The sequence below is a fragment of the Promicromonospora sukumoe 327MFSha3.1 genome, assembly GCF_000385135.1.
Classification (GTDB): Bacteria; Actinomycetota; Actinomycetes; order Actinomycetales; family Cellulomonadaceae; genus Promicromonospora; species Promicromonospora sukumoe_B.
Genome location: NZ_ARQM01000010.1, coordinates 564,479 through 584,563, shown reverse-complemented (window position 1 = coordinate 584,563; position 20,085 = coordinate 564,479). Strand labels below are relative to the sequence as shown.

The following is a 20,085-nucleotide window of genomic DNA, read 5'->3' as shown; positions in this document are numbered from 1 at the left end:
AACCGATAGTTGTCAGGCAACCCCGCCACGACACCCCGAGTGCCCGCCCAGATGCCGTTCCACCGCGACGCTGACAGGTACTGGCCACCTCGCGCTTCGCCCCGGCACCACGGGCACCATCCGCCCCCATCCCCGCCCTAGGCTCGACCCGATGCCTATCGCGCCCTCCATCCCGGCCACACCACCAAGCAATACCCTCCGCACCCGCCTGACCGACGCCAGCCTGATCACCCTGGCCCTAGCCCTGGCCCTGATCTCCCTCCAGATCCAAACCAACGAACCCACCCCCCTCCCCACCCCGCTCCTCCTAGCCGACCGAGCAACCGGCCTCCTCGGCTGCATCGCCCTCTGGTGGCGCCGCAAGTACCCGGTCCAGATCGCCATCGGCCTGGCCGCCACCAGCGTCTACTCCGAAACGGTCACCGGCGCCGCGATAGTCGCCCTCTTCACCGTCGCCATCCACAGCTCGATCCGTGCCACCGCAACCGTGGCCGCGATCAGCATCGCCGCCCTCAGCACCTACCAACTCATCTGGCCTGACCAGGCCACCCCACCCAGCACCGTCTTCGTCATCATCGCCCTGGGCCACGCCGCCACCGTCGCCTGGGGCCTGACCATCCGCAGCCGACGAGCACTCGTCGCCTCCCTCCGCGAACGCGCGGCCGCCGCGGAGCGAGAGGCCCAGCTCCGCGCCGAGCAGTCCGAGCGCGAGGCCCGTCAGGCCATCGCCCGCGAGATGCACGACGTCCTGGGCCACCGCCTCTCCCTGCTCAGCGTGCACGCCGGCGCCCTCGCCTACGCCCGCACCGCGCCGCCCGACGACGTCGGTCGCGCCGCCGAGGTGGTCCGCGAGAACGCGCACCGCGCCCTCCAGGACCTCCGCGAGGTGATCGGCGTCCTCCGCGCCCCCGTGGGCGAGCTGCCGATGCCGGCCGTCGCCGACGTCCTGGAGCTGATCGACGAGGCCCGCAAAGCCGGCACGAACGTAGAACTCCACGACGACGCCGGCCTCACCACCGGCCACCGAACCCTCCCCGACGTCCACGGCCGCACGCTCTACCGCGTCGTCCAGGAGTCCCTGACCAACGCCCGCAAGCACGCCCCGGGCGCCCCCGTCACCGTCCGGATCACCGGGCGGCCCGACGACGCCGTCGTCGCCGAGGTGGTCAACGCACCCCCGACCACCCGGACGAGACAACCACAGGGAAACAGCACCGGACTCCAGGGACTCCAGGAGCGCACCCGCCTCGTCAACGGCACCCTCGACTTCGGCCCGACCGACCTGGGCGGCTGGCGCGTCCGCCTGCGCCTACCCTGGCCGTCGTGAGTGATCCCACGCCCGGCGCAGACCCGGCCATCAACGTCCTCATCGCCGACGACGACGCCATGGTCCGCTTCGGCCTCAAGATGATGCTCGACGGCGCCCCCGACCTCACCGTGGTCGCGGAGGCCGGTGACGGCGCCGAGGCGATCGAGCTGGCCCGACGTCACCACCCCGACGTCGTGCTCATGGACATCCGGATGCCCGGCACGGACGGGCTCACCGCGACCGAGATCCTGCGCAAGGACTCCCCCGCGCCGCAGGTCATGGTGCTCACCACGTTCGACGCCGACGCCCACGTGCTGCGCGCGCTCCGCGCCGGCGCCGCCGGGTTCCTGCTCAAGGACACCCCGCCCGACGAGCTCGTCGTCGCCGTCCGGCACGCGGCCCAGGGTCGCCCCGTGCTCTCCCCCGAGGTGACTCGGCGGCTCATCACCAAGGTCGCCGAGTCGGACCAGGACGGACGCCGGGCCAAGGCTCGCGAGCGCCTCGACGTCCTCGGGGAGCGGGAGCGGGAGGTCGCGATCGAGATCGGGGCCGGGAGGTCCAACGCGGAGATCGCGGCGCGATTCTTCCTGGGCCTGACCACGGTGAAGACGCACGTGTCGTCGATCCTCACCAAGCTGGGTCTGAACAACCGGGTGCAGGTGGCGCTGCTGGTGCAGGAGGCGGGGCTCGGCTCGCCTGCCGACCCGGAGTAGCGGGCAGGCTCCGACTTCTGGTCGGCGGGTCCGGACCCATCGGCCGATGCGGGGAGCGGATGAGATTTCTAGGGTCGATCGCATGCCTTCACCCACACGACCAACCCGCTCATCGCACGTAGTGCTGCGGATCGCCGCGGTGCTCGCCGCCGTCTCGCTGGCCGCGACCGGGTGCGCCGGCGGTTCCGGTGCGGCGCTGACGGCGTCGGCGAACGACGCCGCGCCCGGCCCGACCGCACAGGCTCCGACCCCCGACCCGATCGACTGGACCGAGTGCGGCCCGGGCCTGGACTGCGCCACCGTCGAGGTCCCGCTGGAGTACAGCGACCCGGACGGCGAGCAGATCCCGCTCTCCGTCGTCCGGCACCGCGCCACGGACCCGGACAACCGCATCGGCAGCCTGTTCATCAACCCGGGCGGCCCGGGCGTTCCGGCGTCCGACATGGTCCGGTCGATCGACCCCAAGAGTGAGACCAGCCCGTTCTCGCCCGACGTCGTGGCGCGCTTCGACGTCGTCGGCATGGACCCGCGCGGCGTCGGGGAGTCGGACGCCGTCCGCTGCCTCACCGACGAGCAGCGCGCCGAGCAGGCGGCCGAGGACCGCGATCCGACCATCCCGGGCGGGAAGTCGTTCAGGCAGCTGGTCAAGGACGCTCGCACCTTCACGAAGGGCTGCGCCACGCACCAGGACCGTGCGTTCCTGGCGAGCCTGTCCACCGACAACGTCGCCCGCGACCTGGACCAGGTACGCGCCGCGATCGGCGAGGAGCAGATCACCTTCTACGGCGCCTCGTACGGCACCGTGGTCGGCCCGATGTACGCCACGCTGTTCCCCGAGCGCGTGCGCCAGATGGTGATCGACGCCCCCGTCGACACCGACCTGTGGCAGAACGACCCGCTCCAGCTGCTCGACGACGTCTCCCGGTCCAACGAGGAGACGCTCGACCTGTGGTTCGAGACGTGCCGCGCCGAGGGCGTCGAGGCCTGCCCGTTCGGCGACGGCGACCCGGAGGCCGCGTTCGACGCCCTGATCGCCGACCTGGAGCGGGAGCCCCTGCAGGTCCCGCCGATCGAGGGCCTCACCCCTGGCGGGACGCTCGACGGCGCCATGGCGCTGGAGGGCGTGAGGGCTGCGGCAGGCGTTCGTACCCTCTGGCCGCAGCTCACCGCCGGTCTGCTCGCCGCGCAGCAGGGCAACGGCGCCTTCCTCCACTTCATGGTCGTGAACCTGACGGTCGCGCCGTTCGGCGGCCCGTTCGCCACGCTGCAGGAGCCCCACACCGCCGTCCGCTGCGCCGACTGGCCCGCCCTGCGCAACCTCGGCGACCACCGCGCCGCCGCCCGCGAGATCGACGCCCGCGGCGAGCGCCTCGGCAGCCGGGCCGCGTACAGCGCGCTGAACTGCGCGTTCTGGCCGGCCGCGAACAAGGACCGGTTCACCGACGAGCTCACGGGCGCCGGTGCCCCGCCGATCCTGGTGGTCGGCGGCGAGGTCGACAACGTGTCGCCGTACCACTGGGCGCAGGCCGTGACCGAGCGCCTGGAGGACGCCGTCCTGCTCACCCGGACGGACGTCGGCCACACCTCCTACCGGACGAGCGGGCCGTGCATCGACGACGCAGTGGATGCCGCGCTGATCAACGGCGTGCTGCCCGCCGAGGGGACGGTCTGCGAGGCGGTGCCGGCGGGGACGACGCGGGTGCCGGCGCAGGCGGGCGCGGGCGAGTGACCTAGCGTCCGGCTCGGTTCGGAGTGTCGGACGACGGCGGGGCGGCGCGCGATGTTGGCGCCGTCCCGCCGTCGCGGCGCTATGCCGGCGAGAGCCGGAACCGGCGACGAACCGAGGCCGGCCCACTCCTGTCCGGCCGCGGGTCGACGGCGATCCAGGTGCCGTCACCAAGGGCGACCGGCTCGTCGCGGGGCGACGGCGCTGGTTCCCCGACGGCCCGCGCTGTCCCGGACACGAGGTCGATCACCACCGGCACCGCCCATTCGACGAAGTCGACCTCCGTCTCGTCGTCGCCCTTGACCATCACGAACACCTGGTCGTCCCCGAGGAACCCCGCCCCGTACTCCAACAGCGGTTCCTCGCCTGGAAGCTGGTCGGGCGCAAGGTCCTCGACCGCGAACGAGGCGACCACGGCGCCGTCGGGCCAGGAGTGCACCGCGACGTCGTCCGGCCCGGCGTACTCGCAGGTCAGCAGCCGCGTGCCGTCGGGCGAGAACGCGCAAGGCACGCGGTCGCCGTCGAGCATCCCGGTCAGCTCCAGGACGGTGAGCGCACCGTCGTCGAACCGCGCAAGGTAAAGGATCCCGCCGTCCTGGCCCTGCGCGACGCCGACGAGCAGGCTCCCGTCCGCATGGGCCAACAGCTCGGCGCCGTGCCCGACCGAGTCCAGGGCCGCCGACCCGAGCAGCAGCCCGGTCCGCGAGTCCAGGGCCAGGAGCCGGTCGTCATCGCCGCGGTCGGCCATGGCATCGGCGGCGTAGACCCAGGTGAGAGCGCCGTCGTGGCTGAGGACCAGGCCCGAACAGGCGAAGCCGCGCTGAGGTCCGCTGTTGCCGAGGTCGTGGGACCAGACGGCCACACCAGTGGCGTCCAGCCGGACGACGACGTCTCGCGCCGCGTAGACGACCTCGCCGTCATCCGTGGCCACGACGTCGTCCACGGTGTCCTGGCCGCGGTGCTCTGCGGGCAGCGGGAAGGCCGCGTGTTCGGCGAGGGGGCTGCCGTCGGCGGGGGTCAGGGCAAGATCTGCGAGGGCGATGCGGTCGCCGTCAGTCCAGGGGTACCAACGCACGTGGGCACGGTAGCGGGTTCGCGGGCGCAGACAGATCCGCGCTCGGCAGGCTCTTCCGCCCCGGCCGAGCGATCACGCCCCGCCCGCAGTCCCCTTCTCCAGCCGCTCCACGCTCCACCACTCGACGGCCCGCCCCTGGCTGTCCGAGAAACCGACGACCGTCTCCTCGGGATCGACCAGCGCGATCCGGTGCCCGTCGTCGATCAGCTTCGTCGCCGTCTCCGACGCCGTGCGGCGCGCCACGGGCAGCACCTCGTCCACGCGGCTCAGGTCGAACACCACGAGCTCTGTCGCGGGCGGGTCCTCGATGAGCACCCTCACCAGCGACTCGATGCTGCTCAGCACCAGGTCGCCCTGCAGCACGTAGACCGTGGCCGGCTGCCTCTCGATCGTCACCTCGCGCGTCTCACGTAGCGACGATCGGGCGGGCCGGCTCGCCTCCATGAGGTGCAGCCCCAGGTCGTCGGAGAGCAGCTGCATCATCTCGACGCCGCGGGCGCTATTGCCGTGCGGGTCCAGGCGCGGGGAGAAGACGGCAACGCCGATCTGCCCGGGCAGCACGCCGATGATGCCGCCGGCCACCCCGCTCTTGGCCGGGATGCCGACCGTGGTGAGCCAGTCGCCGGCGGCGTCGTACATGCCGCACGAGGCCATCACGCTGAGCAGGTGCCGGGTGCCGGTCCGGCTGAACAGCCGCTCGCCGGTGTTGGGCTGGACGCCGCCGTTGGCCAGCGTCGCGGCCATCAGGGCGAGGTCGCGCACGGTGACCGACGCCGCGCACTGCCGGATGTAGCCGGTGACCGCCGTGCGGGGCTCCTGGCGCAGCGCGCCCGAGGAGTGCAGCAGATAGGCGAGGCCGAGGTTGCGGTCCCCGGTAGCCAGTTCCGAGGCGGCGACCGCCTCGTCCACCTTGATCGGCCGCTCTGCGAGCCGCGAGAACAGGCCGAGCATGCGGTTCACCGCCGACTCCTCGTCATCCTTGAGGAGGGCGTGGGTGGTGATGGCGCCCGCGTTGATCATCGGGTTGCGCGGCTTGCCGGTCTGCGGGTCCAGGGAGAGCTCGTTGAAGGCTTCACCACTCGGCTCGACGCCGATGTGCCTGAGCACGGTCTTCAGCCCGCGGTCCTCGATCGCCTGCGCGTACGCGAACGGCTTGGACATCGACTGGATGCTGAACTCGTGGTCGGTGTCGCCGCTGGCGTAGACGGTCCCGTTCACCGTGCACAGCGCGACCGCCACCCGATCGGGGTCGGCCGCCGCCAGCTCCGGGATGTAGTCCGCCAGAGCGCCGGATTCGATGTGCGCCGTCTGCTCGATGATGGTGTCGAGGTAATCGAGAATTGGTGATCGCATCAGGTCTCCCCCGTGGTCCGTGCCGTTCGGCAGGTCAGGTTGTCACATTTCGCTCGGACCCGAGAGGCGAGGCGCCAGCGCGTCCGTCAGGAGCCGACGACGCCGGCCGGGGTCGACCGGCCCTCGAGCGCCCGGCCCTCAGTACCGCTCCTCCCACCGGGACATGAATGCCTTCGCAGCATCCGCTGAACCGAGCATCGTCGTCTCGGGGTAGCCGGGCCGTTCGGCACGCCTGATCCAGGTCGGATGAACAAGGGCGAACGTGTCGTCCTCGAGGCGGACGATCACATCGTCGGTGGCCGTGAAGAACGCCTCCACCCGGACGATCCGACCGTGCAACTCGTGGCCGGCGGTGATCTCACGCGTCAGTTCGTTCAAGACCCCCTGCCGCTGCCGGCTCAGTCGTTCCTCGTCCGATCCGAAGCCGTCCCATCGCGGTTCGCCATCGTCGTCGGTCACGACAGTCCGTTCCGAGCATCGAGGAACGCGAGACGCAGTTCTTTTGCGCGGCGATACAGGCTCTCAAAGACCGCGGTGGACGCTGACGAGGCGAACGCAGGCGGCGTGCCACCGAGGTGCACGATTCCTGCGGCGACCACCTCGTACGACCCGTCCCTGCGTAGTGGGTCCGCAATCCATTCCGCGTAGGTCTGCAGGGCGTCGATCGCCTCGGCACCAGCAACGAGAGCGCTCACCGCAGCAAGCGGTGGTGCCGTCAGCCCGCCTGCTGAGGATGCCATTGCGGTGACGAGCTCGTGTTTGACCTCGTCGTCAGGCATGGCCAGTGCGAACCAGGTGCCCATCACCAGGGGCCGCCACCCCCACGCCGAATCGAGAAGCTGGCACACCTCGGCAACCGTGACGGTTGTGCTGACCTGCACCAGCTCGTCACGCAGCTCAGGTTCCAGATCCACGACATTCGCGCCCATCATCTGCAGGTAGAAGGGCACGACGAGCCGCTGCTGAATGTCGCTCAGCGACGTCACGGCGTCGCCCACTGGGCAGCGCCCGCTTCGATCCACGAGGTCAGGTCCGTCGCGCCGTCGAACGTGTACAGGGAGTACTCCGGGCAGCCCGGCAGCACCGTGACGTCGGATGCGGAGTGGTCCGGTGCGAACCAGACCACCTTCCCCGTCAGCCGGTGCGCGAGGGTCAGGTTGCCGTTCGCCTCAATGGCTACCGGAACGTAGTCGTCTGCCTTGATCGGAATTTCGAGCCCTTCGTCGGCCCACATCCATTCGTAGGCGCCCAGCATCTGCTCCACCGAATGTGCGGCGGCCTCGCGGGTCAGGACGTCATTGCAGTTGAGCCACCACCAGTCGTCAGACACCGCACCGAAGTGCTCGACGATCCCGCCCGTGGCAGCCCACACCGCCCGCAATACCTCCGGAGCATTCGCGTCGTCACAGTGCGTCGGCGGCTGACACAACCAGCCGCGACGGTCCGACGGCGGCCCCCAGGCAAGTAGCTCGTGATCGATGCCGTCGAGCCGGACGGGAGTGACCGTCGCCGTCGACAGAAGCCTCGACATGACAGGCATGCCCGCGATGTCGATGGGCCAATTCTGTCTGGGCGCGGCCAGGTCAACACTCTGTTGGGTGAGCCATGAGCACTCCGCCAGGAGCAGGTCGAAGTCGTTCACGCGCAGCTCACTCGGTGCCGCCGGGTTCGTCCAAGGTGCCTCACGGATAGCGAGCGTAGCCAACGCCCACTCACCGCAGCACCACGACCCCCGGCCCCGACACCCTCACCGTGGTCCGACCCGACCCGCTCTCGACAACCGCAGCCTCACCCCCGAGCATCACGCCGGAGTCGAGCACTACCGACGCCGGCTCGCCGTCGCGCTCAACCACCACCGACACCGGTCCCTCCTCCAGCACCAGCACCACATCCACGCGCCCACCAGAGCCAGAATCACCAGAGCCACCAGCCGAACGCGTCATCACCACCACCCCGTCCCCGACCTGCACGGACGTCCCGGAAGCATCCCCCGAGGCCACAGCCGCCTCCGCGCGCCGCAGCCTCACCAACCGCCGATAGAACTCCAGCATCCGAGCCCCGCCCTCGCCCGAAGCCTCCCCCCAGTCCAACCGCGAAGCCTCGAACGTCGACAAAGCCTGCGGATCAGGCACCACAACCCCAGCCCCATAAAGCTCGACCCACCCGTGCCCGCCGAACTCCGCCGCCCGCCCGCGCGAGATCGCCGCCGCGAGCTCCGGCTCCTCATGGTCCGAGAAGTACTGGAACGGCGTCGTCGCGCCCCACTCCTCGCCCATGAACAGCATCGGCGTGAACGGCCCGAGCAGCACCACGGCCGCGCTCACCGCGAGCGCCCCCGGCGTCAGCACGCGCGACGGCCGGTCGCCGAGTGCCCGGTTGCCCACCTGGTCGTGGTTCTGGGAGCAGACGACGAAGCGTCGTCGGTCCAGCTCGGCGGGCACGGGCGCGCCCCAGTTCTTGCCGCGGAAGGTGGACCAGCCGCCGTCGTGCACGAAGACGTCGGTGAGCGCCTTGGCGAGCGTGTCCGGAGTGCCGAAGTCGGCGTAGTACCCCTGCCGTTCGCCGGTGATCAGGGTGTGCAGGGCGTGGTGGACGTCGTCGGCCCACTGCGCCGTCATCCCGTACCCGGCCCGTCCCTGGAACGCCTCACGAGTGGGTGTCACGGTCCGCGGATCGTTGGCGTCCGACTCGGCCACCAGCGACAACGGCCGCCCCAGATCGGCAGCAAGCAAAGAAACCGCGTCCGACAGCTCCGCCAGCACGTGCCGCGGCGAGTCGTCAACCAGGGCGTGGACAGCATCGAGCCGCAGCACATCCACGTGGAAGTCCCGGAACCACCGCAGCGCCTTCTCGACGACGAACGCGCGCACCTCGGCGGAGCCGTCGCCGTCGAGGTTCACGGCCGCGCCCCACGGCGTCTGGTGCTGGTCGGTGAAGTAGGGACCGAACTCGGCGAGGTAGTTCCCCGACGGCCCCAGGTGGTTGTCGACGACGTCGAGGCACACGGCGAGCCCGCGCGCGTGCGCGGCGTCCACGAAGCGCTGGAGCGCGGCCGGGCCGCCGTACGGTTCGTGCACCGCCCACAGTGCGACGCCGTCGTACCCCCAGCCGTGGTGCCCGCCGAACGCGGCGACCGGCATCAGCTCGACGACGTCGACCCCGAGGTCGGCGAGGTGGTCGAGGCGCCCGACGGCGGCGTCGAGCGTGCCCTCGGGCGTGAACGTGCCGACGTGCAGCTCGTAGATGACGGCGCCGCGGACGTCGCGGCCGGCCCAGCCGCCGTCGGACCACGGGAAGGCTCCGGCGTCGAAGGTGCGCGACGGGCCGTGCACGCCCGCGGGCTGCCAGGGGCTGCGCGGGTCAGGGCGCGGCGGGCCGCCGTCGAGCGAGAAGGCGTAGTCGGTCCCGGCCAGCAGCGGACGGCGGGAGCGCCACCAGCCCCCGGAGTCGGCGTCCATCGCCTCCGTGCTGCCGCTGGCCGACAGGACCAGGTCGACGCGGGATGCCCGCGGCGCCCAGACCCGCAGGTCCCCGATCATGCGTCCACCCCCTGAGCCGAACCGTCATCACCAGCAGCCTCCGCCACCAGCAGCGCGACCGGCCAGTCCCCCAGCAGGTCGCCGAGCCGCACCGCCCCGGCATCGGCCAAGGCCCCGGTCAGCACCGACCGCCACGCCTCTCCGGACGCAGGTTCCGGCAGCACCATCGACGCCTCCGACAGCCCCGGTGCATCCCCGAGCCGCGTCGCGACCACGACCACCCGGGGCCCGGCAGCATCGAGCCGCGCAAACCCGACGGCCCGTCCGGTGGTCACCGGCAGCGGCTCGTACCCGGCGTCCTCCCCGACGAACGCCCCGGGATACTCCCGCCGTACCCGCAACGCGGCGGCCGTCACCACGAGCTTCTCCTCCGCGAGCCCCACCGGTGTCCGCCCCGCGTCGAGCGACCCGAGCACCGTCGCGAGCCCCTCCAGGTCCACGGGCCGCCGGTTGTCCGGATCGACGAGCGACGTCCCGGTCACCTCGGTCCCCTGGTAGACGTCGGCGACGCCGGGCACGGTGAGCTGCAGCAGCTTGGTCGCGAGCACCGACCGCCGCACGGTCGGCGTCACCTCGGCGACCCACCCGTCGAACCCGGCGACGACCTCGGGGTGCGTCAGCAGCGAGGTCGCGTACCCGACCAACGCCTCCTCCCGGACGACGTCGGGCGCCGTCCACGTGGTCCACGCCTTCTGCTCGCGCGACGCCTTGACCAGGTACGCGGCGAGCCGCTCGGCCTCGATCGGCCCGTCCGGCGTCCAGGTCCCGGCGAGCGTCTGCCAGAGCAGGTTCTCGGTGCGACCGTCGAGATCGGCAGGTCGCACGTCCGACGTCGCCTCCCGCAGCCGGTGCACCAGCCCGACCCAGGCCTCCGCGTGCGAGGACACCGCCCCGATCCGCGACCGCACGTCCTCGCCGCGCTTCGTGTCGTGCGTGGACCCGGCGGTCATCGTCGCGGGCCACGACTCGGCGGTGTGCCGCGCGTGCGCGTGCAGCTCGTCCGGCCCGACGCCGAACCGCGCCGGCGCCCCGCCCACCTCGCACAGGCTGACCAGGTGGGTCCACCGGTAGTACGCCGTGTCCTCCACGCCCTTGGCCATCACGGCGCCGCACACCTGCGGGAACCGGACCACGAGCTCGGCACGCCGCTCCTCGTCGCGCCGCCCCGCCGACCCGGCCTCGCGCCCGAGCACCAGGTCGACCACGAGGTCCAGCGTGTCGTGCCGGTCCGGGTCGAGGCGCGCCCGGGCGACGTCGGCCGCCTCCCGCACCACGCGCTCCGCCTCCGCCGGCGCGGTCTCGCCGGGGACGACGTACGCGCGGTACCGGCCGAACGCGACGACCAGCTCGACCACGCAGTCCTGCAGCGACCGGAACGTGTGGTCGCGCAGCCGCACGTCCTCTCGGCAGATGTCGGCGAGCATCGTCGTCAGCAGATGGGTCTCCGCGTACAGCGAGGTCTCGACGATCTGCCGCTTGGCCTGCTCGATCACGTCGTCCAGGCTGGTCTGCTCGCCCGCCACCTCGTGCATGAGCGCGGCGAGCGGGGCCGCGCCGTCGGCATCCACCTGCAGGGCGTGCAGCCGCCAGGCCGTGTCGTAACCAGTGGTGCCGGCGACGGGCCAGTCGTCGGGCAGGGCCTCGTCCTCCTCGAGGATCTTCTCTGCCACGACCCACGCCCCGCCGGTCGCCTCGTCCAGCCGCCGCAGGTAGCCGCGCGGGTCGGCCAGCCCGTCGGGGTGGTCGATCCGGAAGCCGTCGACCACGCCCGCGTGGAAGAGCTCCAGCAGCAGGGCGTGCGTGGCGTCGAAGACGTCGTCGTCCTCCACGCGGATGCCCGCCAGCGTGCCGACGTCGAAGAAGCGCCGGTAGTTGAGCTCCTCGTCGGCCACGCGCCAGTAGGCGAGCCGGTAGTGCTGGCGGCCCACCAGCTCGGCGAGCGGCAGGTCCTCGGTCTCGGGCCGCACGGGGAACAGGTGGTCGTAGTAGCGCAGCACGGGCTGCTCCTCGTCGCCCTCCCCGGGCACGACGGCGCGGTCCAGCACGAGCTCCCCCGCCGCGAGCACCGTGCCGATCCGCGCGCCCAGCACCGGCATCAGGAGCCCCTCGCCCGCGGCGATCTCGAGGTCGAACCAGTGCGCGTACGGGGACTCGTGGCCGTGCTTGAGCGCGGACCACAGCGCCCGGTTGTGCCAGGCCGGCGTCGGCACGGCCATGTGGTTCGGCACCACGTCGACGACGACGCCCATCCCCCGCGCGTGCGCCGCGGCCGCGAGCCGTTCGAGGCCGTCCCGGCCACCCATGACGTCGCTGATCCGGGTGTGGTCCACGACGTCGTACCCGTGCGTGGAACCGGGCGCGGCCTGCAGCACGGGCGAGAGGTAGAGGTCCGTGATCCCGAGGGTGTCGAGGTACGGGAGCGCCTTCTCGGCGTCCGCGAACGTCAGTTCCGGACCGAGCTGGAGCCGATACGTGCTGACCGGGGTGCGGCGGCCGGGTCCAGGGAGATGGGAATGCACTGTGCCTCCGTCGCTCGGTGGGGGCTCGGACGTCCCGCGCGCTTCACACGATGGCTGATCCCGGTGCATATCGCCAGGCCACCGGGTGAATCTCTCATCCTGGTCTCACGTACTTCTCATGATGGGCTGGAAGCGTGGTCCTTCCGCCCCGACGGAAGGAACGGACCGCATGTCCAAGCTCTCGAACATGATCGGCCTGGCCAAGAAGATGCTCGACTCGCAGAACGACGGGCAGCAGCAGCAACAGGGCGCGCCGCAGGGCGGTTCGACGGGGCAGAGGTCCTGGCAGTCCACCCTGAAGGACGTCGCCGACGCGGTGAGCGGGCGCAACCAGCAGCAGGGCGCGCCGGGTCAGGGCTACCCCGGCCAGCAGGGGTACCCGGGCGCTCAGCAGGGCTACCCCGGACAGCAGCAGGGGTACCCGCCCGCGCCGCAGGGCTACCCGGGCCAGCAGCAGGGTTACCCGCCCGCCCAGCAGGGTTACCGGGGCGCTCCAGGCACCGCCGACGCCGACCGGCAGGCCATCGCGCGCTACGACTACCTCATGCAGACCGCCGACCCGCACCAGGTCGAGCGGATCCACGCCGAGTCCTTCGCGCGCCTGACGCCGGCCCAGCGCCACGCCGTGCTGCAGCGCATGCAGACGGAGCTGCCGCCGCACGAGCAGCCGCGCTCCGCCGACCACGCCGAGCTGGCCCGGGCAGCGGCCCGGAGCGAGGCCCGTCGTCCGGGCTCCATGCGGTCCGTGCTCGCCAAGGTCGGCACGGGCGGCGCCGTCGCGGGTGTCGCCGTCGGCGCCGTGGGCATCCTGGGCGCCGTCGCGGCCGGTGCCGCGGTCAGCAGCGTGGCCGGCCCGCTCCTGGAGAACGCCGCGAACCTCGGCGTCGACTTCGAATCGCTCGCCGCGGGTGTCGACGTCGAGGGCCTGACGGCGGCGGCCGGCGAGTACGGTGCCGGCGCCCTGGGCGAGGCCACGGCCGGCTTCGAGGAGTACGGGGCCGGTGCGCTGGGCGAGGCCGCCGCAGGGGTCGAGGGCCTCGGCGCCGGTGCGATCGACCAGGCCACGGCTGGCATCGAGGGCTACGGCGCGGACGCTCTGGGCCAGGCGACCACGGGCGTCGAGGACCTCGCCGGCACGGCCGAGGGCGCGGTGTCCGGCGTCGGGGACCAGGTCTCCGGAGTCGGCGACCAGGTCTCGGAGGCGGGCCAGGGTCTCTCGGACATCGCGGAGAAGTTCGACCCCCGCAACTTCTTCTAGGCCGCTCTCATCGCGACGACGGCGCCCGCACCTGGTGCGGGCGCCGTCGCGCTGAAATGTGCCTGCGGTCAGCGCCGGAGCGGGTCCCATGCGAGTCCCTCCCGGAGGCCCATGGGCGGCCTGTGGTGAGCACACGCCGCCCGTCGTAGCTCAGGCCCCGTCCGGCTCCGCCCGGTCGCCGACCGTCACGGCAGCGGCGTCCAGCACGGCCCGAAGGAGGCCGTGCGGGAAGCCGTCGTCGGCTCCCGGATCCGGCGCGAGCCGGATGCTGTAGAACGGCTCGGCGTCGGCGTCCCGCTCGGTCACCCACCGGTTCCCGGCCTCGTCGCTCTGCCACCTGACGTCCTTGCCGCGGAAGTCGGCACGGTCGAGCCAGTCGGTGCCTCGCGGCCAGTACCCGTCCCAGTGCTCGGGGCGCAGCGCGGCGTAGGCCTCGTCGACGGCAGCGACGGCACCGTCCACGTCGTCGTCGTCGAAGACGGCGGCGAACCGGCACAGCAGGGCCAGCGCCGCGCCCGGGGGCCACTGCCCCGGGTTCCTCGCAGAGATCGCGCGGACGATCAGGTCGAGCTCCGACCAGCGCAGCGCGTGCGGGTGCCAGTGCGCGAGGTCGTCCCAGCCGAGCTCGGCCGGCTCGTCCACGCCGGGGACGGCGACACCCAGGCTGTAGGAGTCGGCCCAGACGTCGATGCTCAGGACGACGTCGTGGCCGGCACCGACCTCGAAGTCCACGTCGAACGACAGGTCATCGTCGTCGCCTTCCTCGTCCTCGTCCTCGTCCTCGTCCTCGTCGTCGTCCAGCAGGTCCTCGAGCTCACCGAGCCGGTCCGCGCCGGGCCCGTCCGCGTAGGCGTAGGTGTACCGGGCCCAGAACTCGGGATCGTCGAGCGACTCGTGCAGCGCCGAAAGAGTGGTCACGCCAGAAAGATAGGGCACGTCCCGGTCGACTCCGACCAGCCCAGGGCAGGTCAGCCCTTCGGCCTCGTGAACCGCCCGAGCAGCAGCCTCAACCGCTCGTCGTGCAGCGACATGGGAAGGCGGCCGCTGCGCTCCAACGTGGCCAGGCCGTGCAGGCTTGCCCAGAAGGTCTCGGTGAGGACGCCGGGATCGTCGTCCCCGGCCAGCGGCTCGACCGCCTGGAGCAGCTCGCCGAACCCCTCCCGGAGGTACGCCGGGCCGTCCGGGGTGGCGAACTCCACCTCGACGGCGTGGGTGAACATGGCGTCGTACAGCGCCGGGCGCTCCCGGGCGAAGTCCGTGTAGGCCGCCGCGACCGCAGCCAGCGCTTCGGGCCCACCGCGGACGGCGGTGCGTGCGGCGCGCAGCTCCGTCACCAGCTCCTCGAAGCCCTGGGCCGCGACCGCCGTCATGATGGCGTTCTTGCCCTTGAAGTGGCTGTACAGGACGGGCTGGCTGTACTCGATCTCGGCGGCGAGCCGCCTGGTCGTGACCGCGTCCCAGCCCTCTGCCTCTGCCAGCTCGCGCGCGGCCCTGACGATCAGTTCCTCACGCTGAGCCCGCTCACGCTCGCGGCGCGTCCCTGTTGCCATATCCAGATCCTAGCACTGCTAGGAATTCTGTCCCTGCTCTGCTAGCGTCGCTATATCAGCTATCACTGCTAGCAAGGAGATCTGGCATGACTGTCGTCGCGTACGCCCTGGCCGTGGTCCTCAACCTGTTCATCCTCTTCATCGGGACGCGGTTCCTGATCAGCCCCTTCCCCGCCGCGGCCGGCTACGGCGTCCCCGCCAAGCAGGACCGGGCCTACCTCGAGATCAAGGGGCTGCGGGACGCCACGTTCGGGATCGTCGGGCTGGCGCTGCTCGCGTTCGCGGGAGCCCACGCCGCGGCCTGGTTCATGCTCGCCGTCGCGGTGGCGCCCCTGGGTGACACGGTGATCGTGCTGCGGCACGGAGGGCGCAAGTCGGTCGCGTTCGGGATCCACTTCGCCACGGCCGTCGTCGTCCTGATCAACGCGGGGCTGCTGTTCGCCGTCTGATCGGGTAGTCGATCTCCGTGCGCACGAGCAGCGGCGTCGAACGTAGGGGTGGTCGCACTCTGAGCGCTCAGAGTGCGACCACCCCTACGTTCGACCACCTTGGGCCAACGGCCCGCACCCAGACGGGCAGGGCAGCACGGCCGCCTCTGACCGCTCATCGGCCCGGCGAGGGCGACACCGTCGTCGCCGCAGCTCACCGCACGTAACCGGCACTAGGTGGGCCCGGAGGGATTCGAACCCCCGACATCCACGGTGTAAACGTGGCGCTCTAACCAACTGAGCTACGAGCCCCGGCAGCGCTGCCTCAGCAGCACGCACCAGCAGCGGCCAACAATACCTGCCCGGCACCCGAAACCCGGCCAGATTTTCGACCCGAGCAGGTTCCGAGCGCGGTCAGATCTCCGCGACCGCCCGCCGGTAGTCCTCCAGGTCACGCGCCTGCCCGCGCGGGTTGACCACGCACCACCGCACGATCCCGTCGGCGTCGATGAGGAACGAGCCGCGCAGCGCGATGCCCGAGCCCTCGTCGAAGACGCCGTAGTCGCGCGCTACCTCGCCGTGCGGCCAGAAGTCCGACAGCAGGTCGAACTGGTAGCCCTCGGCCGCCTGCCACGCCTTGAGCGTGAACACGGCGTCGGTCGAGATCACGAACAACCGCACGCCAGCGGTCTCGAAGTCCTCGATGTTGTCGCGCAGCTCGCACAGCTCGCCCGTGCAGGTGCCCGAGAAGGCGAACGGCACGAAGACCACGAGCACCGGCGTGCCGCGCAGGTCGGACAGCGTGGTCGGCGTGCCATGCGTGTCGGGGAGCGTGAAGTCGGGTGCGGGGTCACCCGGCTTCAGCGTCACCTCGGCAGCGGCGTGCGCTCCGGAAGACTCGGTCATGAGCCGCTACTTGCCACGGCCCCGGTAGCCGAGCTTGGTGGCCGACCAGTCGTCCGCGATCGCGAACGTGCTGGTGGTCTGCAGGCCGGCGGTGGTGGCCGCCTCCTGGATGTCGCCGTGGCCGACCTCGCCGTCGCGGCCGGGCTTGGGCGTGAAGATCCAGATCAGGCCGCCGTCGTCCAGGACGGTCTGCACGTCGACGAGCGCGTCGGTGAGGTCGCCGTCGTCGTCCCGCCACCAGAGGATGACGCCGTCGGTGACGTCACCGAAGTCCTCGTCCTCCAGCTCGCTGCCGATGATCTGCTCGATGTCAGACCGGAGCGCTTCGTCGACGTCGTCTCCCCAGCCGAACTCCTGCACGACCTGGCCGGCCTCGAAGCCGAGGCGCCCCGCGCCCTGGGTGTCCGTGCTCACTTGGTTGATCGTTCCCTTCTCTGTCCGGCAGTACCTGCCGGGTCGTCTCCGTCTTCTTCTGTCGGCCCTTGGGTCGGGCCCTCCGTCGCCAAAGGTAGTGCACGGACCCCCGCCATGCCTCGTAGCCAGGACGTGTGGTGTCTTTTTGATGAATCGATGAGTCACGGGCAACGGGCGAGTCATGCACTCAGTCTCAACATTGCGATACTGCGTATCAATACTGGTGCGAACCGACACAGACGTAACGCAGATCACGCAGTCTTGACCGCCCTATGGTGTGGGCGGAGGCTGTGAGGGGACAGAATAGATAGGACCACCTGTGCGTGGGCGTGCACAGCCGCAACCCCAGCTGTGGCGACGCTGCCGACGCGACGGGTTCTGACGAGGCGGCGAGGAGCGCGAACCGCGACCGCGCCGCGCGACACCGAGAGAGGTAGCTGGTGGCTTCGTTTGACGAGACCGGACCGCTGATCAACGGTCTGCTCAGCGCCGTACCTGACATCGACCCGGCCGAGACCGAGGAATGGGTCGAGTCCTTCGACGGGCTGATCGACGACAAGGGCGGACCCCGCGCCCGGTACGTCATGCTCAACCTGCTGCGCCGTGCGCGGGAGCGGAACGTGAGCATCCCCGCGTCGATGGCGACGCCCTACGTGAACACCATCGGTGTGCACGAGGAGCCCTACTTCCCGGGCGACGAGGCGATGGAGCGCCGGTACCGCTCGTGGATCCGCTGGAACGCGGCCGTCATGGTCACGCGCGCCCAGCGTGAGGGCCTCGGCGTCGGCGGGCACATCTCCTCCTACGCGTCCGTCGCGACGCTGTACGAGGTGGGCCTGAACCACTTCTTCCGCGGCAAGGACCACCCGGGCGGCGGCGACCAGATCTACTTCCAGGGCCACGCCTCCCCCGGCGTCTACGCCCGCGGGTTCCTCGAGGGCCGCCTCACGGCGGACCAGCTCGACGGTTTCCGCCAGGAGAAGTCGCACGCCGGTGGCGGCCTGCCGTCCTACCCGCACCCGCGCCTCATGCAGGACTTCTGGGAGTTCCCGACCGTGAGCATGGGCCTCGGCCCGGCGTCGGCCGTGTACCAGGCCTGGACCAACAAGTACCTGCACAACCGCGGGATCAAGGACACCAGCCAGCAGGACGTCTGGGCGTTCCTCGGCGACGGCGAGATGGACGAGCCGGAGAGCCGCGGCATGATCCAGCACGCCGCGCAGCAGCAGCTGGACAACCTGACCTTCGTCGTCAACTGCAACCTGCAGCGCCTCGACGGCCCGGTCCGTGGCAACGGCAAGATCGTCCAGGAGCTGGAGGCCCAGTTCAAGGGCGCCGGCTGGAACGTCATCAAGGTCGTCTGGGGCCGCGAGTGGGACGCCCTGCTCAACGCCGACAAGGACCGCGCGCTGGTCAACCTGATGAACGTGACCCCGGACGGTGACTACCAGACCTACCGTGCGGAGTCCGGCGCGTTCATCCGCGAGCACTTCTTCGGTCGCGACCCGCGCACCAAGGCCCTCGTCGAGAACATGACGGACGAGGACATCTGGAACATGAAGCGCGGTGGCCACGACTACCGCAAGCTCTACGCCGCCTACTCCGCGGCGCGCGCGCACACGGGCCAGCCGACCGTCATCCTGGCGCACACCGTCAAGGGCTACGGCCTGGGCGCCGGCTTCGCCGGCCGCAACGCGACGCACCAGATGAAGAAGCTCAAGGGCGACGACCTCAAGACGCTGCGCGACTCGCTGCGCATCCCGATCTCGGACGCCGAGCTCGAGGCCGACCCGTACCTGCCGCCGTACTACCACCCGGGTGCCGACGCGCCGGAGATCCAGTACATGCTGGAGCGCCGCCGTCAGCTCGGTGGGTTCGTACCGGAGCGCCGCACCACGGCGAAGACCACCCTGACGCTGCCCGAGGACAAGTCCTACGAGCTACTGAAGAAGGGCTCCGGCACGCAGCAGGTCGCCACGACCATGTCGTTCGTCCGACTGCTCAAGGACCTGTTCAAGGCCAAGGACTTCGGCAACCGCATCGTGCCGATCATCCCGGACGAGGCCCGGACCTTCGGTCTGGACTCGATCTTCCCGAGCGCCAAGATCTTCAACACGCTCGGCCAGAACTACCTCGCCGTGGACCGCGAGCTCATGCTGAGCTACAAGGAGTCCGAGTCCGGCCAGATCATGCACACCGGCATCAACGAGGCCGGTTCCGCGGCCGCGTTCCAGTCGGTCGGCACGTCGTACGCGACGCACGGCGAGCCGATGATCCCGGTCTACATCTTCTACTCGATGTTCGGGTTCCAGCGCACGGGCGACCAGTTCTGGGCGGCCGGCGACCAGCTCACGCGCGGCTTCATCATCGGCGCCACCGCGGGCCGCACCACCCTCACGGGTGAGGGCCTGCAGCACGCCGACGGGCACAGCCCGCTCATCGCCGGCACCAACACCGCGATCGTGCAGTACGACCCGGCCTACGGGTACGAGATCCGGCACATCGTGCGCGACGGCATCGAGCGCATGTACGGCCCCGGCGAGAACGGCCACACGCCGGACGGTCGCGCGCAGGACGTCATGTACTACCTCACGGTGTACAACGAGCCGATGGTCCAGCCGGCCGAGCCGGAGGACGTCGACGTCGAGGGCATCAAGCGCGGCATCCACCGCATCGCGGTGTCCGACGCCGAGGGCCCCAAGGCCCAGCTCCTCGCCTCCGGCGTGGGCGTGCCGTGGGCGCTGGAGGCGCAGCAGCTCCTCAAGGAGGACTGGGGCGTCTCGGCCGACGTCTGGTCCGTGACGAGCTGGAACGAGCTGCGTCGCGACGCCCTCGCGGCGGAGCACGACGCCCTCGTCGACCCGTCGGCGCCGCTGCGCACCCCGTACGTGACCGAGAAGCTCTCGGGCGCGCAGGGGCCGTTCGTCGCCACCAGCGACTACGACCACCTGGTCCCCGACCAGATCCGCGCGTGGGTCCCCGGCGACTACGCGGTGCTCGGTGCGGACGGCTTTGGCTTCTCCGACACCCGCGCGGCCGCACGGCGCTACTTCCTCATCGACGGCCCGTCGATGGTGGTCAAGACGCTGCAGGTCCTCGCCCGCCGTGGCGAGGTCCCGGCCGACGTCGTCAGCAAGGCCGTCGAGAAGTACAGCCTGCTCGACGTCACCGCCGGCACGTCCGGCAACACGGGCGGCGACAGCTGACCGTGTCTCCGAGATAGAACCAGGGCGAAGTAGAACTCTGGCGAAGTAGAACTGCAGCGCACCGACAACCGGTGCGCTGCAGTTCTACT

The 20,085-nt window shown here is 71.0% G+C and carries 17 protein-coding genes and 1 tRNA gene; 6 read left to right on the top strand and 12 right to left on the bottom strand.

The genetic code is table 11. From position 1 onward, the window contains the following. The first annotated feature begins 151 nt into the window (after positions 1-151). From H291_RS0106355 to H291_RS0106345, 3 genes are all read left to right on the top strand, one after another. Positions 152-1,327: a sensor histidine kinase gene (locus tag H291_RS0106355; protein ID WP_020014142.1), complete on the top strand. Its 1,176-nt coding sequence runs from the start codon at positions 152-154 to the stop codon at positions 1,325-1,327. Continuing rightward, entirely contained in the window at positions 1,324-2,022 is a 699-nt protein-coding gene (locus H291_RS0106350) for a response regulator transcription factor (RefSeq protein ID WP_020014141.1), read from the top strand. Before H291_RS0106355 ends, H291_RS0106350 begins: the two co-directional genes overlap by 4 nt. An 82-nt stretch (positions 2,023-2,104) precedes the next feature. Then, positions 2,105-3,751 carry an alpha/beta hydrolase gene (locus tag H291_RS0106345; protein ID WP_157236738.1) on the top strand — a complete coding sequence of 549 codons (1,647 nt, stop codon included), beginning with the start codon at positions 2,105-2,107 and terminating at the stop codon, positions 3,749-3,751. A gap of 79 nt (positions 3,752-3,830) precedes the next feature. Here the strand turns inward: H291_RS0106345 and H291_RS0106340 are convergent, their stop codons facing one another. From H291_RS0106340 to treY, 7 genes are all read right to left on the bottom strand, one after another. Further along, positions 3,831-4,823 carry a hypothetical protein gene (locus H291_RS0106340; protein WP_020014139.1) on the bottom strand — a complete coding sequence of 331 codons (993 nt, stop codon included), beginning with the start codon at positions 4,821-4,823 and terminating at the stop codon, positions 3,831-3,833. 72 nt (positions 4,824-4,895) lie between these two features. Continuing rightward, the gene (locus tag H291_RS0106335; protein WP_020014138.1) at positions 4,896-6,176 is read right to left on the bottom strand and encodes a glutaminase; all 1,281 of its coding nucleotides are present in this window, start codon (positions 6,174-6,176) and stop codon (positions 4,896-4,898) included. Between the two features lie 138 nt (positions 6,177-6,314). After that, the gene (locus H291_RS0106330) at positions 6,315-6,635 is read right to left on the bottom strand and encodes a hypothetical protein (RefSeq protein WP_020014137.1); all 321 of its coding nucleotides are present in this window, start codon (positions 6,633-6,635) and stop codon (positions 6,315-6,317) included. Beyond that, positions 6,632-7,162: a hypothetical protein gene (locus tag H291_RS0106325; RefSeq protein ID WP_157236737.1), complete on the bottom strand. Its 531-nt coding sequence runs from the start codon at positions 7,160-7,162 to the stop codon at positions 6,632-6,634. The genes H291_RS0106330 and H291_RS0106325 overlap by 4 nt, the downstream gene beginning before the upstream one ends. After that, complete coding sequence (locus H291_RS0106320) at positions 7,159-7,818, bottom strand: hypothetical protein (protein ID WP_020014135.1); 660 nt, start codon at positions 7,816-7,818, stop codon at positions 7,159-7,161. Before H291_RS0106320 ends, H291_RS0106325 begins: the two co-directional genes overlap by 4 nt. A 70-nt stretch (positions 7,819-7,888) precedes the next feature. Next, entirely contained in the window at positions 7,889-9,715 is a 1,827-nt protein-coding gene (gene treZ / locus H291_RS0106315; RefSeq protein ID WP_020014134.1) for a malto-oligosyltrehalose trehalohydrolase, read from the bottom strand. After that, the gene (gene treY, locus H291_RS0106310; RefSeq protein ID WP_020014133.1) at positions 9,712-12,234 is read right to left on the bottom strand and encodes a malto-oligosyltrehalose synthase; all 2,523 of its coding nucleotides are present in this window, start codon (positions 12,232-12,234) and stop codon (positions 9,712-9,714) included. Before treY ends, treZ begins: the two co-directional genes overlap by 4 nt. A 169-nt stretch (positions 12,235-12,403) precedes the next feature. Here treY and H291_RS28935 point away from each other — a divergent pair, with 169 nt between their 5' ends. Beyond that, entirely contained in the window at positions 12,404-13,492 is a 1,089-nt protein-coding gene (locus H291_RS28935) for a hypothetical protein (RefSeq protein WP_020014132.1), read from the top strand. A 150-nt stretch (positions 13,493-13,642) separates the two neighbouring features. Here the strand turns inward: H291_RS28935 and H291_RS33210 are convergent, their stop codons facing one another. Together H291_RS33210 and H291_RS0106295 are read right to left on the bottom strand one after the other, a co-directional pair. Then, positions 13,643-14,410: a hypothetical protein gene (locus H291_RS33210; protein WP_020014131.1), complete on the bottom strand. Its 768-nt coding sequence runs from the start codon at positions 14,408-14,410 to the stop codon at positions 13,643-13,645. A gap of 50 nt (positions 14,411-14,460) precedes the next feature. Further along, on the bottom strand, positions 14,461-15,042 hold the full coding sequence (locus tag H291_RS0106295) for a TetR/AcrR family transcriptional regulator (protein WP_020014130.1): 582 nt from the start codon (positions 15,040-15,042) through the stop codon (positions 14,461-14,463). An 86-nt stretch (positions 15,043-15,128) separates the two neighbouring features. Here H291_RS0106295 and H291_RS0106290 point away from each other — a divergent pair, with 86 nt between their 5' ends. Next, complete coding sequence (locus H291_RS0106290; protein ID WP_020014129.1) at positions 15,129-15,491, top strand: DUF4267 domain-containing protein; 363 nt, start codon at positions 15,129-15,131, stop codon at positions 15,489-15,491. Between the two features lie 217 nt (positions 15,492-15,708). Here H291_RS0106290 and H291_RS0106285 read toward each other — a convergent pair. The 3 genes from H291_RS0106285 to H291_RS0106275 form a co-directional block, all read right to left on the bottom strand. Beyond that, positions 15,709-15,782: transfer RNA gene (locus tag H291_RS0106285), tRNA-Val, on the bottom strand. Positions 15,783-15,884: 102 nt separating this feature from the next. Beyond that, positions 15,885-16,376, bottom strand: a complete 492-nt coding sequence (locus H291_RS0106280) for a peroxiredoxin (RefSeq protein WP_051109388.1) — start codon at positions 16,374-16,376, stop codon at positions 15,885-15,887. Between the two features lie 6 nt (positions 16,377-16,382). Next, positions 16,383-16,790 carry a DUF3052 domain-containing protein gene (locus tag H291_RS0106275; protein ID WP_020014127.1) on the bottom strand — a complete coding sequence of 136 codons (408 nt, stop codon included), beginning with the start codon at positions 16,788-16,790 and terminating at the stop codon, positions 16,383-16,385. Positions 16,791-17,230: 440 nt separating this feature from the next. Between H291_RS0106275 and aceE the strand changes: the two genes are divergently transcribed. Beyond that, entirely contained in the window at positions 17,231-19,996 is a 2,766-nt protein-coding gene (gene aceE / locus H291_RS0106270) for a pyruvate dehydrogenase (acetyl-transferring), homodimeric type (protein WP_020014126.1), read from the top strand. Positions 19,997-20,085 lie beyond the last annotated feature (89 nt).